Annotated in this window: 15 protein-coding genes; 6 read left to right on the top strand and 9 right to left on the bottom strand. The window is 42.8% G+C overall.

Translation table 11 applies throughout. From position 1 onward, the window contains the following. Positions 1-51: 51 nt before the first annotated feature. The 3 genes from bshA (at position 52) to U5K35_RS04640 (ending at position 4,436) form a co-directional block, all read left to right on the top strand. Positions 52-1,182 carry an N-acetyl-alpha-D-glucosaminyl L-malate synthase BshA gene (bshA, locus tag U5K35_RS04650; protein WP_322570300.1) on the top strand — a complete coding sequence of 377 codons (1,131 nt, stop codon included), beginning with the start codon at positions 52-54 and terminating at the stop codon, positions 1,180-1,182. A gap of 69 nt (positions 1,183-1,251) precedes the next feature. After that, positions 1,252-2,439, top strand: coding sequence for a serine hydrolase (locus tag U5K35_RS04645; RefSeq protein ID WP_322570299.1), 1,188 nt, complete (start codon positions 1,252-1,254; stop codon positions 2,437-2,439). Positions 2,440-2,675: 236 nt separating this feature from the next. Next, positions 2,676-4,436, top strand: coding sequence for a sensor histidine kinase (locus U5K35_RS04640; protein ID WP_322570298.1), 1,761 nt, complete (start codon positions 2,676-2,678; stop codon positions 4,434-4,436). A gap of 287 nt (positions 4,437-4,723) precedes the next feature. On the opposite strand, the gene sucC is transcribed toward U5K35_RS04640, so the two are convergent. Then, positions 4,724-5,932 carry an ADP-forming succinate--CoA ligase subunit beta gene (gene sucC / locus U5K35_RS04635; protein WP_322570297.1) on the bottom strand — a complete coding sequence of 403 codons (1,209 nt, stop codon included), beginning with the start codon at positions 5,930-5,932 and terminating at the stop codon, positions 4,724-4,726. A 157-nt stretch (positions 5,933-6,089) separates the two neighbouring features. Between sucC and U5K35_RS04630 the strand changes: the two genes are divergently transcribed. After that, positions 6,090-6,638, top strand: coding sequence for a hypothetical protein (locus U5K35_RS04630; protein WP_322570296.1), 549 nt, complete (start codon positions 6,090-6,092; stop codon positions 6,636-6,638). On the opposite strand, the gene U5K35_RS04625 is transcribed toward U5K35_RS04630, so the two are convergent. The 7 genes from U5K35_RS04625 to U5K35_RS04595 all read right to left on the bottom strand — a co-directional run bounded on the left by U5K35_RS04625 (position 6,635) and on the right by U5K35_RS04595 (position 12,621). Next, complete coding sequence (locus tag U5K35_RS04625; protein WP_322570295.1) at positions 6,635-7,354, bottom strand: N-formylglutamate amidohydrolase; 720 nt, start codon at positions 7,352-7,354, stop codon at positions 6,635-6,637. The two genes, U5K35_RS04630 and U5K35_RS04625, sit on opposite strands and share 4 nt — an antisense overlap. After that, positions 7,332-8,309 (bottom strand): glutamate-cysteine ligase family protein, encoded by a 978-nt coding sequence (locus tag U5K35_RS04620; protein WP_322570523.1) that lies wholly within the window; start codon positions 8,307-8,309, stop codon positions 7,332-7,334. Before U5K35_RS04620 ends, U5K35_RS04625 begins: the two co-directional genes overlap by 23 nt. A 28-nt stretch (positions 8,310-8,337) precedes the next feature. Beyond that, a complete protein-coding gene (locus U5K35_RS04615) occupies positions 8,338-8,586 on the bottom strand; it encodes a hypothetical protein (RefSeq protein WP_322570294.1) in 249 nt (82 codons plus the stop codon). Continuing rightward, positions 8,583-10,049 (bottom strand): RimK family protein, encoded by a 1,467-nt coding sequence (locus U5K35_RS04610; RefSeq protein ID WP_322570293.1) that lies wholly within the window; start codon positions 10,047-10,049, stop codon positions 8,583-8,585. Before U5K35_RS04610 ends, U5K35_RS04615 begins: the two co-directional genes overlap by 4 nt. Positions 10,050-10,053: 4 nt before the next feature. Beyond that, positions 10,054-10,755: a C39 family peptidase gene (locus U5K35_RS04605; RefSeq protein WP_322570292.1), complete on the bottom strand. Its 702-nt coding sequence runs from the start codon at positions 10,753-10,755 to the stop codon at positions 10,054-10,056. 127 nt (positions 10,756-10,882) lie between these two features. Then, positions 10,883-11,428: an HAD family hydrolase gene (locus tag U5K35_RS04600; RefSeq protein WP_322570291.1), complete on the bottom strand. Its 546-nt coding sequence runs from the start codon at positions 11,426-11,428 to the stop codon at positions 10,883-10,885. Positions 11,429-11,445: 17 nt separating this feature from the next. Beyond that, positions 11,446-12,621, bottom strand: a complete 1,176-nt coding sequence (locus U5K35_RS04595; protein ID WP_322570290.1) for an MFS transporter — start codon at positions 12,619-12,621, stop codon at positions 11,446-11,448. Positions 12,622-12,724: 103 nt separating this feature from the next. Here U5K35_RS04595 and pyrR point away from each other — a divergent pair, with 103 nt between their 5' ends. Both pyrR and U5K35_RS04585 read left to right on the top strand, forming a co-directional pair. Further along, positions 12,725-13,300: a bifunctional pyr operon transcriptional regulator/uracil phosphoribosyltransferase PyrR gene (gene pyrR / locus U5K35_RS04590; protein ID WP_322570289.1), complete on the top strand. Its 576-nt coding sequence runs from the start codon at positions 12,725-12,727 to the stop codon at positions 13,298-13,300. Next, positions 13,293-14,249 (top strand): aspartate carbamoyltransferase catalytic subunit, encoded by a 957-nt coding sequence (locus U5K35_RS04585; RefSeq protein ID WP_322570288.1) that lies wholly within the window; start codon positions 13,293-13,295, stop codon positions 14,247-14,249. Before pyrR ends, U5K35_RS04585 begins: the two co-directional genes overlap by 8 nt. Here the strand turns inward: U5K35_RS04585 and U5K35_RS04580 are convergent. Continuing rightward, complete coding sequence (locus U5K35_RS04580; protein ID WP_322570287.1) at positions 14,244-15,146, bottom strand: DMT family transporter; 903 nt, start codon at positions 15,144-15,146, stop codon at positions 14,244-14,246. The genes U5K35_RS04585 and U5K35_RS04580 overlap by 6 nt on opposite strands. Between the last annotated feature and the right edge of the window lie 81 nt (positions 15,147-15,227).

Below are 15,227 nucleotides of genomic sequence, written 5' to 3'. Positions count from 1 at the left end.
TTCTCAGCAAAGATAGAATCACTTTATTTAAAATCATCTAAACAGTAGAATATGAACATAGGTATTGTCTGTTATCCTACGTACGGAGGCAGCGGAGTTGTTGCCACAGAACTTGCCAAGGGTCTCGCGAACCGGGGTCACAATCTGCATATTTTAAGTTATGCACGTCCGGCGAGGCTTGATTCGCTGCGTACAGATATTACATTTCACGAGGTTGACCTAAGCAGCTACCCGCTCTTTGAGTATCCGCCTTATGAACTTGCTCTTGCGAATAAAATGGTGGATCTAATTAAGTACGCCAAGCTGGATATTCTGCACGTTCATTACGCAATTCCACATGCTACAAGTGCATATCTCGCCCGGCAGATTGTAAACAGTGATTCCTGTAAGGTTCCGGTTATCACTACACTTCACGGAACAGATATCACACTTGTAGGAAGCAATCCTACCTATAAACAGATTGTAGAATTTTCAATTAACCAAAGTGATGGTGTAACAGCAGTATCGGACTATCTGAAAGAGGAGACCTACAAGCTTTTCGATATCGATAAAGAGATTAAAGTGATTCCGAACTTCATCGATTTAGAACGATTTAAACGATCAAAAAAAGAGCATTTCAAAAAAGCGATTTGCCCGAATGATGAAAAAGTAGTGGTTCATGTTTCTAACTTCAGGGAAGTAAAAAGAGTAACCGATGTAATCGAAGCTTTTGATCAAATTCTTAAAAATGATGTGCCCGCTAAACTTTTAATGGTAGGCGACGGGCCGGATCGCGCAAAAGCAGAACAGAAGTGCCGCGATTTAAAAATGTGCGAACACGTTCGGTTTTTAGGTAAACAAGAGCAGGTTGAAGAGGTTCTTTCCATTGCAGACCTGTTTATGATTCCATCCGGAAGTGAAACATTTGGGCTTGCCGCACTTGAGGCGATGAGCTGCAGCGTGCCTGTTATTAGCTCTGATGTTGGCGGGCTGCCCGAGGTAAATATTCATAACGAAACAGGTTGTGTGTGCAAACTGGCTGATGTAAAATGCATGGGAAGATGTGCTACAAAAATTCTAAAGGATGAGAAACTGCATAAGAAAATGGCAAAAGCAGCCCGTAAACGTGCTGAAGTGTTCGAAGTAGACAAAATTGTATCAATTTACGAAGAGTACTATTTGGAAATAAAAGCAGGGATGTAATAGATCATAATGATGGACAGACCGAATCTCCCTGTTCTCTGGGGCCTTTGTTTATTAATTCTGTTTTTCATGTCCTGCGAGAATGAACAGGAAACGAATTCTGAATATGAGTTCTCGCCTCAAATTGATGAAGCGATCGAAAGAGGGCTAAGTGAGTCGAGCTTTACAGGAGCTGTGGTATTGGTAGGCTCTGCCGAAGAAATACGCTATCAAAAAGCATATGGCTACGCTACTCTTTATGATCGGGATCTTAAAGTTGTAGAGAATCCGGACAATACTACCGTTGAGCATCTTTTTGACATTGCATCTCTCACAAAAATTTTTGCCACCACATATGGCATGATGGCTCTTCATAGTGACGGGCTTATTCAACTGGATGATCCGGTTTCTGATTACATTGAGGAGTTTGCAAAACCATCACATTCGGAGATTACGATTCGGCATCTTCTTTCACACACTTCAGGATTGCGCCAATGGTATCCTACATACTACGCTATCGACAATTCATCGGAATTTGTTAACTGGGTTGTTGATTTAGATTTATCAGGATCACCGGGAGAAAATCGTCGATATAGCGACCTGGGATTTATGGTGTTGGCTGAAATTATCAAAAGAGTGACGGAGCAAAATGTTGAGGAATATTTGTATGAACGCATTTATGAACCTCTTGGGCTTAAGAACATCGGTTTTAATCCGAATAGTGAAAGTGAGCAGAAAATAGTTTCTACTTCTCACGGAAATCCGTTTGAAAGAAAAATGATTTCAGACGACAGCTTTGGATACCGAATAGATGTTGATCCGAATGCCTGGGATGAATGGAGAGATTACACTTTGAATGGGGAAGTAAATGATGGAAATGCTTTTTATACATTCAGCGGTGTGACCGGTCATGCCGGACTTTTTGCCCCGGCTGATGAACTTTCAACTCTATTGCAGCTTATTTTGAAAGATGGATACTGGAATGATAGAGAGATCATATCAAGCACTACAGTTGAAGAGTTTACGACAGAGGATCAATTTGAAAATGGCCTGGGTTGGGCTATGGATCCCGGATTCCTGCACGCCGAAAATTTACCTGAAGGCAGTGTTGGTCATACGGGATTTACGGGGGTTAATTTTGTGATGAGTCCAAAAGACGATTTATACTACATATTTTTGACAAACCGCCAACATGTTGGCGTAGATAAGAGCGGCAATTATCCGGATTTAAGAAGCATCAGAGAAGAGTTGAGCAGCATTATTTTTAAAGATTTATAGGGAAATAAATTGAATTGTGTAAAGGGTTCAATAGTTTAAAATGATGTAAGTAGATGTGCGGGATAAACATTTAAGTTTGGAAAAGCTGCAAGTTCTGAATAGACTATTACATTAATTATTGTATTTTTCCGTGCTACAGTTAAATAGCATGTTGTGCGAAAAGTTAAAGTCTCAAAAATATGAGTAGAGTATTTTTGACTTGAACCATTTTAAAAGCACAAATTTTATAAAGTATCATGCAGGCAGGCGTTTGGTTTAATTCGAAAAATAAAATAACAGCAGGGCTGGTAATTGCTTTTCTTCTGCTGGCCGGCAGTCTATACACGGTAAATTATTATAGCAGCGGATTGCAGATTGGGATGAGGTCTTTCAATTTTGGAAGCAGCCAATTTATGAAGTCTCAGCAGCACGCCGTAAATGAATTGGTTCAGTTTATCCATACTGAAGAAACTGAGCACATAGAGGCTTTTTACAATCATATCAAAGTTGTAGAGCGACTAAAACAGGGTAGAGATTTACTGGTCTCAGAAAGTGGTAGTAGTGAGGAAATTATCAAATATCTTCATCTCGGTGATACCGAACCACACGGCGTAAAGGAACTGGTAAGACTGTATGACTTCTTTTCCCATACTGAAATTGTTCAGCAACTGATTTCTATTTGGCAACAGACCGATCAAAAAGTAGCTGATTTACAGCTTCTGGCAAATGAGTTAACCGAACGATCCAATAATGGTGAATTAAACCAGGAAACCAAGCAGGAGTATCTCACCCGGATTTATGCGTTGACAAATGAAATAACGGAGCTCGATCAAAAGTTTTTTTCCAATTTGAATCGGGCAGGTGTCTGGATTGATCAAATTGTAAATCAAATCAACCTGGCTGCAATTGTCATTCTTGTACTGTTGCTCGGTTCGTTTACCTGGTTGCAGCTGAGAACCGTTAGGAAATGGAATGAGAAAATTTCCGAATCGGAGAAGAAATTTAAAGTGGTACTGAACAATTCTCAGGATGTAATCTACCAAATGGATCTGGAAACCGGTAAGTATGTGTACATGAGCCCCTCAGCAGAAAACATGCTTGGCTATGATATAGAAAAGTTGAAAGAGGGTGGAGCTGAATTTATGCTGAAAATCACACATCCCGAAGATCTGAAACGGATGGAAGAACAGGTTGAAAGCTATAAGTCGGAAGATCTTGAACAACGACTGGCTGACGACACCCAGTTTCGGGTCAAAAAGAAAAACGGGGAGTATATCTGGGCAAACAACAAGCGAACTTTGTTGAGAGACTTAAATGGAAATCCGAAGTATATAATTGGTAACGTCAGGGATATATCGGAACGTAAAAAATATGTTGATGCGCTCGATCAGTCGCTAAAAGAGAAAGAGATGCTGTTGTCGGAGATTCATCATCGGGTAAAAAATAACCTATCGATTGTTTCGAGCCTGATTGAGCTTCAAAAAGGAACCCGGGAAGAGATTACGGAAGCAGATTTGAAAGATATTCAGGATCGTATCAGATCGATTGCGCTGGTTCACGAAAAACTGTATCAGGCCGAAACGTTGGCAGAGGTGGATCTTTCGATTTACATAGAAGATTTACTCAAGATGATTGAGTTATCTTTGGGGTCAAAACAGAAAAATGTGGAGATCGTAAGTGATCTGGATTCAATTATAATCGATAATAAGAAAGCAGTGCCTGTGGGCCTGCTCATAAATGAGCTTGTGAATAACTGCTACAAATATGCATTTTTGGATAAAGAGAGTGGTGAAATACATATTTCGCTGAAGAAAAAGGATCAGGACGTTTTACTGAAAGTTGAAGATAACGGAGCAGGTTTGCCCGCGAATTTTGAAGAGAAATCGAAGGAATCGTTGGGAATGACTCTGGTTCGGGCATTTACTCGTCAACTTAAAGGAGATCTTGATTTTAAATCTGACCAGGGCACGAAGTTCAAGATTCAATTTGAGCTCCCGGCAAAAAATGGAGAGAAATAAAAAACCCCAATCTCAAAAGAGAAAGGGGCTTTGTGACGGAGAATCTTGCTGTACTGACGTTAATACCTTATTTGATTCTTACATGATGATTATTGCGTTCCCCTCCTGTGTAAGGAGGGGTCAGGGGAGGTAGCCTTAGGATTTCGAAACTATGATGTGTTGAATCAAAAGATTTAACCACCCCTAAATCGCTTGCGCGGGAATCACTATCGCTCGGAGCCCCTCCTTGAAAAAGGAGGGGACTTTCAAACTTCTAATCGACATATTATTAATCGAACTCACGATAATTAGGCAGCCAATACCTTGGAAACCTCTTCAGCTGCTTCTTTCAGAAGAACAGCAGAAATCACGTTCAGGTCGCTATTGTCGATGATCTCTTTCGCTTCCTCAGCATTGGTACCCTGAAGACGTACAATAATCGGAACGTTTTTCACCTTGTCGGCAATTTCGGGATCCTTAACCGCTTCAATCACACCGTTGGCAACACGGTCGCAGCGTACAATCCCGCCAAAGATGTTAATAAGGATCGCTTTTACATTTTTGTCATCCAGGATGATGCGGAATCCATTTTTAACGGTTTCTACATTGGCACCGCCGCCCACATCGAGGAAGTTCGCAGGCTCACCGCCCGAAAGTTTAATGATATCCATGGTTGCCATTGCAAGTCCGGCGCCGTTCACCATACACCCAACGTTTCCGTCCAGCTTGATGTAGTTCAGGTCGTACTTGGAAGCTTCCAGTTCAATCGGATTTTCTTCAGCTGTATCGCGCAGTTCAACGATTTCTTTGTGGCGATAGAGCGCATTTCCATCGAATGTTACTTTGGCATCGAGGGCCATAACATCGTCGTCGGTTGTAAGTACCAGCGGGTTAATTTCCACCATGTTGGCATCTTTCTCAACGTAGAAGTTGTAAAGTGCCATAATAAACTTAACTGCTTTCTTGAAGGCAGCTCCTTCAAAACCCAGTGCAAAAGCAAGTCTGCGAGCTTGTGCAGGGAACAACTCCATTCCGGGTTCAACCCACTCTTTTACAATTTTTTCGGGGGTTTCTTCGGCAACTTTTTCAATTTCAACACCACCTTCAGTTGAAACCATAATAACGTTTTGGCTCTTGGCACGGTCGAGCAATATTCCGAGATAGAACTCTTGCTCGATATCCACACCGTCGGTAACATAAATGGTCTTAACTTCCTGCCCTTCTTCTCCGGTTTGAATGGTTACCAGCGTGTCCCCCAAAAGTGACTCAGCGGCTTCACGAACTTCGTCGATGGATCGACAGAGAATTACACCTTTTGCATTATTCTTTTTGGTGCGCCCTTTACCGCGTCCTCCGGCATGAATTTGCGCCTTAACTACAAACAGATCAGTTCCGTTGGCCTTCATCTCTTCTGCAGCTTTTACAGCTTCATCAACAGAAGATGTGGCAACACCTTTCGGAACAGCAATGCCTGCTTCTTCAAATAACTCCTTTGCTTGATACTCGTGAATTTTCATGATTCAATTGGTTAATCAGTCAGCTTTTTGATTTTAAAATTTCGGTTTAATAATACCCAAATACGTGAGCAAATAAAAGTGAGTGAGACGTTTTGCTGTAAGGCTTTGCAAATTTTTGCCTCTTACAGAAAAGGAGATCTAAAATTAAATTTGAATTATGAGTAGAAGATCAAGAAACAGAATAAAGGAGCTTTTCTATGTAGAGCTGAAAGTGGCGGGTGAAATTCCTGTTTTTGTAAGAAAATCGGTTTCTAATAAGGTAACCGAAGGTTTGAAATGGTGTTGCGAAAAGAGAGGGCTTCGGATTTATGACTACACAATTTTGCCGGACAGAATATTATTTGTGGCGGATACAGCGTGGGGTTCACTGCCGGAAGTAATCGATTCTTTCCGGGGCTTTTCTTCTAAAGCAGTGATGAAGGTATTACAGGCAGAAAGACAATCGAGGCAAGCGGACTGGATGCTTAAGTTAATCGATAAAATCGGAAGTGTGGAACAGACAGGAGATCGTAATATTTGGGAGTTATCACCGGTGATAGAGAAGCTGATCAAACAAGAGCAGCACGATAAACATGCAGAATTGATATCCAATCGTATGGTTCGGCAGGGATGGGTTCATAAACCGGAGCACTACATATTATGCAGCTCTTCACCGCGGCATCCCTTAAACGGCTGGATTGTGGAAGGCATTGATCCCTGGAGTTAATGGGGGATCAAGAGTGTCTGTCCGATGGTATGGGTGATTAACTTTCTGATCTCTTTAGGAAATTGGTTTTTCCGGTTCAGAAATCGTTGATTCACTTCCAGCTCAATCCCAAGATAGTGGGTCTCGTTTATTTGATTTCGTAAATAGGTGGTCAGTCCGTCATCTGCTCCCTTGTAGGGTTGATTACTGAGAATTTTAAAATGGGGCAGGTTCTGTTTTAAACTCTTTTTTAAAAGATTGCAGTATCGCTTTTCATAACCTCGGGCAGGATCATATAAAAGGCCAATATCGCAACTTCTGGTAGAATTTTTAAATACCGGAGTAAACGTATGAACTCCGATATGAATGATCATTTTCCCGGATCGGTTCAGTTCTTTGATTTTCTCTTCAACAGAATTTCTGTAGGGTAAGTAAAAGAAGTTAAGCAGCCGGTTTTTATCTGCTTCAGGCAGATTTGAACTGTATTCTGAAAACAAACTTCGATGGCCTACAGAACGATTGATTTCAATAAGAAGGCGTGAAATCTCAAACGTAAAGAATGGGGTGTTTAAGTGGTTCGCAATATCTCTCGCCAGCCTTAAAGCTCCGGGATCCCAGCCGCGATGAGAGCTTAAAACATCATCCGCTTCCGGGAACAGATGTGAGTACTCTGCAGGGATTTTATTTCCGGCATGCTCACAGCTGATAATGATCTCAGGGGATAAACGGTTTTCCATATTTCAGACAGTCACATAATTGGCGGTAGACGTTCTCTAAATCTCTCTTTTGAAATGTTTGAGGCAGTGAATTCAGAATTCTTCTTGCCAGAGGGCCCTCATCAAAGATCAGGTTCAGGATTTCTGAGGTGCCGGATGAGTAGTCGCTCGGAGAATCGAACTCTTGAAATATATGTTCGCAAAGTTCTCCTGCAGACACAGATGAGGCTGAGATGCCAAATATTTCGAGATATTTCTGATTGGTAATCACAGCTTTTTCCCCATGCTGAATGGTTGACAAGAGTATGGGGTAGAGTTCGTTCTCATGCCAGCTCTTTTGGAGTTCAAGAGAATATAAATCTTCTGAAATGAACAGTTTTGTTACGGCAACGACCCACTCGAGTATTGCAAGATCAATTTTAGGACACTCCTGAACGTCCATTACCCTGACTTCGATGGAATTTCGATCCCAGCGAGGCATTAGGCCGCGGGAATTGAGCCACTCCTCCTGCAGTATCGCATCCGGGTCAAAAGGGGCAATTTCCCGATACATTTTATCCAGAACCTCGGTTTGATATGCTTCCCGGCTAAAAATGGCCTCAGGTACAATAAGTCCCGTAATGGATGGAATTTTGATGGAGTTGGTTCGATACATCTCCATTCTAAAATCAAGGAATGGTTTCTGCTCCATGTCTGCAATAGGCGAACTTGCGGCCATTGCAGGAATCAGAGGAAGAACAAGACGCAAAGCAGCATGTAATTTCTCAAACTCCTCATTACCGCAAAAAGGAAGATTTAGATGAGTGCTTTGCACGTTAGACCAGCCGTGGCCCGAGCAGTTAAAGATCCGGTTGTAGGCTTCATAGATCGGATTGTACTCGTGCGGCCATAATTCAACGCCGTTGTAGGGATCCATCCACGGATGAGCAGCACCGGGCATAAGGCGTGCGCCAAATGGTTCGAGAAGTGTGTCAATCTTTTCTACGTGCTTTTGAAATTCAAGGTCAACTGAGGATAAGCTTCGTTGCCGGACCGGCCGTTTTTATTTCTATAACGTGCAGCGCCAATTCATTACTCCAGGCTACACCGTCCAGTACTAATTCATTTACAACTTCAGCTGAATTATTTACCAGCACCCGGTCAGAAATCGGCATGATGTCGAGACTGTCCCGGTTTACGATCATGTATTCCAGTTCCACTCCAAATCCTTCAAAAAGATGAAGAGGCCGCTTTTTACTGATTAAAAGGCTCATTTTGATCGAACTCCTTTACGTTCTTCAATCCGGCGAAGTATATCACTCATGATAAGATCATACAGCTGATCTTTTAGTAAAGTATCCTCAAAACCCGAATCGATACTTGGATTGTCGTTAATTTCAATTACGTAAACCTGTCCGTTGTGCTCTTTCAGATCCACGCCATATAATCCATTTCCAATCAGATTGGCGGCTTGCAGTGCAATATCCAATATATTTTTCGGTACTTCATTAAACGGGATGGTATCAGAATTTCCAGCATGGGTCTTCCCGTCACCGGTTCGTTTATAAATTTGCCAATGTTTTCGTGCCATATGATACTGGCACGCATATATGGGTTTGTTATTTAATATTCCTATTCGCCAATCGAATTCAGTAGGTATGAAGGATTGGGCAATCAAGAGGTCGGATCGCTGTAAGAGTTGTTTAGTCAGCTGAACGTAACTTTCTTGATTATCAGCTTTTACCACACCTTGCGAAAATGAGCTGTCCGGTTGTTTGAGAATACATGGAAACCCAAGTTTTTCTGCTGCAGCTTGTGCATTTTCGCTGCTAATAATAAGTGTTTCCGGTGCCGGAATTTTATGACGGCTTAATAGCTCAGCCAGGTAGACCTTGTTGGTGCATTTCAATATAGATTCAGGGTCATCAATCACAACCAGGCCCTCTGCCATCGCCCGCCTTGCGAACCGATAGGTGTGATGGTTTACACCGGTTGTTTCTCTGATGAAGAGCGCGTCAAATTCATTGAGCCGGGAGTAGTCTTCCCGCGTGATAAGTTCTGTGTAAAAACCCATCGACTCAGCGCTTTTTATAAATCGTTGAATTGCCCTGTCATCGGATGGTGGAAACTCCTCTTTAGGATTGACCAGAATGGCCAGATCATAGATGTATTGTTTTTTTGAAATGGATCGATTTCTTTTTTTGAAATATTCCTGGGCAACGGTAGTTACAAAATCCCGGTGTCCCTCAGGTATATCGCTCGAAGAGATCGGATGGATGGTCCGCAGGGTCCACTCGCCATCTTTTTTTAAAAACTCTGCCCGTAGAAATGGTGCCTGAAACTGATTAAAAAGTTGTGAAGCTAATTTATCATACCGCTTGGCCAGATTTTTACCAAAGTAGATGCTCAGTATAAATGATTCGGATTGTATACCTGAAAAGCTTTTTTGAACTAATTTTTGCAGCTCTTCAGATACAAAACGAATGATAGTTTGAGATTTTAAATCCTGAATGGTTAAAATATTGGGTATAGGTGTGTGCCCCCTTGCCGCCGCCAGTAGTGAAACGTAGTAGCCGGTGGACTGATACCTGTAGCTTTTGCAGAGGTTGTAAACTTTGGCTCGTTTTAGCTTGCTGTACGCTTCATCCATCAAGTAGATTTTTGCTGGAATGACATCTACACCGGGGATCTCAAAATCCCAGCTTTTTGGGTTGTCAACGATGATGAGTTGTCGCATGATCTCAGGTGTTTTTTTTCGGTGTTATAATGATAAGATTGGCATCGTATGTAATAATTCCCAGCAAAATCGCATTGATGACCCGGTCTATTTTCATTTTGTAAACCATGCCTTCCCCTAGCGGGTTGAGACTAATGGGATCGGCGATCTGCACTTCCCTGGTTTCAGGATCGTATCCGCTCAGCAATACAAAGTGACCGGCAGGTTCGCCTCGTATATCATCGTAATCGGAATTCGGGCCAAACTCTCTTTTGGATTTATATAAATAAGTAGCGCTTAATCCTGCAATAATCGGGTGATTATTCTTTAGATATTTTCTAAGCAGTCCCGATCTCAGATCTTCAAATTGTATCTTTCCGCCCAAATTCAGAAAACTAACATAGGCTTCGGTTACCATAGTGAGTTTTTCGTTGTTTTTTATGGATTGCTGTTCAAGAAGTTTTTCAATAAGGAATTCTTTTTCCAGGGCAAACCAAGTCGGATCAAATACCTGAAGGTTGTAAGTGTAAATTTTGGCATTATATCCCCGCAAGAGTGCGTGAACTCCCAGTAATGCACCAACTGTACCACCTTCTTCAAATTGTAAAACCTCACCGATAACTCTATCAAGTGTGACAGGGTCTTTATAGTATTCGTAGAGAGAGTGCAGGGAGGTTGGTCCGCAAGTGGTTTCGTCGGGTTGTTTCTTGATGGGTATCTTGATCATGTATCATCCTGTAGGAAAGCTGTCGTTGATTGATGACCGAAATTTTCAGACATCAATCTTAATGATACGCAGAAAACTGCTGATTATGATCAGATTTGGAAAATAATATTTCGTTTAAGTTTTTGGATTAGATCGTTTGAATGGCTTTATAAAGAGTATCAAACATTTCAATATTCTGCTTCTTCAGCCATTTCTTATCTTGATTTGGTTCGTGTCTGGATCGGATAAAAAACGGTTTGATTCCCAACTCTACCGCCGGTTTTAGGTCTGTGATTTTATCTCCGGCCATGTAAGACTGTGCTGGATCAATCCCATGCTTTTCAATGGCTTTCAGAAACATGCCGGTACCGGGCTTCCGGTCGTTCGGATCGAAATCATGTGGCTTTTCATCAAACTTTGGGTGGTGTGGCGCTATGTACCAATCATCAATATGAAGCCCCTCTTTTTCAAGCTGTTTATCCACCCATTTGTGCAGTTGAATAACATCTTCTGTAGTGTAGCGCCCGCGGGCAATTCCGGATTGATTGGTAACTACGATAATTTTGAAGTCATTCTCGTTCATCCATCGAATAGCTTTCAGGGCGTCTTTACACCAAGTCCACTCTTCCGGCTTATGAACATAGTTGTAATCCACATTTAATGTACCGTCGCGATCCAGGAAAAATGCTTTCATAAGAGTAAAAATTAACTTTAAATATTTTCAGAGCGGCCGCTAATCCATCCGGTCCAGAATTTCAAGATGGAAACTATTAGAAGGAAAAAAAGCGGTGTGGTCCAATTACCTACATAATCATGAAAAGCACCGAAAAGAGCAGGCCCAATAGCGGCAAGGGTATACCCTACAGATTGCGCCATGCCGGATAGTTCGTTTGCAGTTTCGGTATCTTTTGTTCGGAGAACGATGAAAAGCAGAGCCATCCCAAAGCTGCCTCCGAGGCTTATTCCCAGTAGCGATGCCCAAAATTCTGTATATGTGGTATCGGTGATGAAAATAAGTCCCAATAGGCTGAAAACCTCCAGCCCAACTAATATTCCCACAGGCAGTCGTTGACGCTGTCGTCTGGAAGCCCATGCCGGCATTAAAAATGTACCTGCCACACCCGAACCCTGCACAATAGCGAGCATCAATCCGGCTCTTGCAGTATCCATGCCACGTTCAATTAAAACTTCGGGAAGCCAGGCAACAATGATGAAAAAGGTAAATGATTGCAAACCCATAAACAGTGCAACATTAAGAGCTATTCCGGAATTTGTAAGATGCTTTAGGGCATTCTTGAAACTGCGACTTGCCACCACCGGCATGTTCTTTTTCATTTGAGGCAGCCAAACCATCAGTGCTATAAAAGAGAAGACAGCCCAGATGCCTAAAGCCCATCTCCAACCTAAATCAAGGCCTTCCGAAATGGGTACGCTTATTCCCGAGGAAACGGCAGCTCCTGTTCCAAGCATGGCTGAATAGATTCCGGTTACCAGGCCGTACCTGTTAGGAAAGCTCTTTTTTACAATGCCGGGCAGCAAAACATTGCCCAGCGCTATACCGATGCCGAGAATGGCGGTTCCTGCAAAAAGTGCTGCTTGAGCTGGAAAAACTCTGATTAGCAGTCCGGCCGTAAGCAGAAAAAGAGCCATCGTCATGGTACCTTCGGTGCCCAGCTTTTTAGTAAAGAATGGAGTCAGAATAGAAAAGAGGCCGAATGCCAGAACCGGCAGTGTTGTAAGCATTCCCAAAAGCGTATTGGAAAGTCCGGTGTCGAGTCTGATTTCATAGATCAAAGGGCCGACAGCTGAAATTGCGGGTCTGAGGTTAAACGCAATTACTGCAATCGCTACAATCAGTAAAACTTTCTTATTCTGTTCGGGAGACATTGTGTAATTTTATAAAACGCTAAAGGTAAGGATTGTAACACCAAACTGTGAGCTATGATTTGCCCGAATTCAAAATTGTTTACCACATCGACATTGACTAATTTTGAAGCAAAAATCCCACAGAGGTAACTTTTTGGAACAAGCGAAAATCATGACGGAAGAGGACGTGAAGCGCACTTATTTGCGTTTTGCCTATCAGTTTCTCGAACCGTACGAAGATCCGGCCCACCCCGCAATAATTGGTATGCAAACCCGGGGAGTGTATATGGGAAGGCGAATCATGCAGATCATTAAAAATGAGACTGGTGCGAAGCCCGATTTTGGCGTGCTTGATGTGACGTTTTATCGGGACGATTTCCGGTCGAAGCTCAAAATGCCTGAGGTTAAAGTCACTGAAATTCCTTTCGATCTTTACAATCGGGATGTGATTTTGGTTGATGATGTGCTCTACACGGGGAGAACGGTTCGATCCGCCATGGATGCGCTGATGGCGTACGGCCGGCCGAGAAGTATTCGGTTTTGCTGCATGATAGATCGCGGACACCGGGAATTACCTGTGTCAGCCGACTATGTGGGATTGACGGTTCCAACGCACGAGGATGAAGAGGTAAGGGTAAAAGTAAATGAACTTGACGGCGAAGATGCGGTCTTTGTAGTGAAGGGAGGGGCGGATGAGTAAAGAGAAATTGACAGATTATGAATTCAACCAAAAGCATCTGCTTGGGCTTGCAGACTACAGCGCAGATGATTTGAGATACGTACTGGAGCAGGCTAAAACTTTCCGGGAAGTGCTGGATCGTCCGGTTCCGAAAGTGCCAACCCTTCGCGATAAAACAATCGTAAATCTTTTTTACGAAAACAGTACCCGGACCCGGCTCTCTTTCGAACTGGCTCAGAAAAGAATGGGGGCCGACGTAGTTAATTTCTCTGCGGGAACCTCAAGTGCAAAAAAAGGTGAGTCCCTGAAGGATACCATCCAGAATATCAGCTCTATGAAAATTGATATGGTGGTAAGCCGGCATGAAAGTCCCGGAGTTCCGCACTTTTTAACACGCTGCGTGGATGCTGCAATCATTAATGCCGGAGATGGAGCTCACGAACATCCAACTCAGGCACTTCTGGATATCTTTACAATGCAGCAGATTTATCCCGAAATGAAGGGTAAAAAAGTGGCTATAATCGGGGATATCTCCCACAGCCGTGTGGTAAGATCAAATATCATCGGTCTGAAAAAACTGGGTGCTGACGTTGTCGTATGCGGGCCAAAATCATTGATGCCGGTTTTTGTGGAGACTATGGACGTAGACGTTTCGTATGACATTGATGAGACACTCGCCTGGTGTGATATTGCAATGGCGCTCAGAATACAAATGGAGCGCATCACCGGAGGAACAGATCTTTTCCCATCCCTTCGGGAATATCATGAGACATTTGGCATCAAGATGAGCCATCTCGAAAAATACCCAAATTTTACGGTGATGCATCCCGGGCCGATCAATCGCGGTGTGGAGATGGAGAGCCTCGTGGCAGACAGTGACCGGGCTGTAATACTAAATCAGGTTACGAATGGCGTGGCGGTTCGGATGGCAATTCTTTACCTGCTGAGCGGCGGAAGCCGGATGCTATGATGAAATGCGCCCGCCGTGACGGGTAATTAATATTCCTGCAATTACAATTGCAGCTCCTATGTACTGCAGTAATTCCAGATTCTCACCTAAAAGCACAACACCGGAAATAAGCCCGATAACCGGTACCAGATTTTGATAGGTTGACGACCGAACAGCTCCCACAACTTTTATTCCGTTGTTCCATATCAGGTAGGCAAGGCCGATGGCCAGCAAGCCGCTGAAAAAAGCACCTCCAAATGCAGCAATAGAAACAGACTCCCAATCTGTTTCACCAAAATGAGGTATAGCCAGGATTGTGAGCGAAATGGCTCCAATTGATGTCATCATGGCTGAGTATTGGACAGGTGTATATCGTGTAAGGTGCTTTTTTGAAAAGATGGTGTAGTGTGCCCAAACCACCGCGGCGAGTATAATGGTAAGATCTCCTGTGAAGTTATCAGAACCAAAAGAGACCGGATTTTCCCCAAAGAATATGATGATGGCAACTCCCGCAAAGGCCAAAAATACTCCGATAGTTTTCAGGCGGTTCAACATTTCAAAAGAAAACAGGTGTGAGCTGATAGCCACCCATATTGGAATTGTGCCCAGCATCACGGCCGCATTGGCGGCAAATGTCAGATTGATGCCGATGATGAAAAGCCATTGATAAAAGAGATTGCCGATCAGTCCTAAAATGACAAGCGGTATGATGTCTTTCTTATCAATTGTAAACCATGACTTACGCTTTATTATAATGGTCCACATGAAAAGGGCGGCCAGTACAAAACGGATAGAGTTGAAACTGTAAGGGTCAATTTCAGCCAGACTGGCTTTGATAACGGTAAAATTTAATCCCCAGATCACCGCCAGAAAAAGCAGGGAGAGATCAGTAAGAAGGGATTTTTTGAGTTTCGCCATGGTTGTATCTGATGAGGGGCAAAGATAGAGATTATCTTACAGAAATAATTTATGAAATCGATTGGAACGGAGTACTAAAAA

It is taken from the genome of Rhodohalobacter sp. (assembly GCF_034521535.1).
Taxonomy (GTDB): domain Bacteria; phylum Bacteroidota; class Rhodothermia; order Balneolales; family Balneolaceae; genus Rhodohalobacter.
This window is presented reverse-complemented; position numbering and strand designations above follow the sequence as displayed.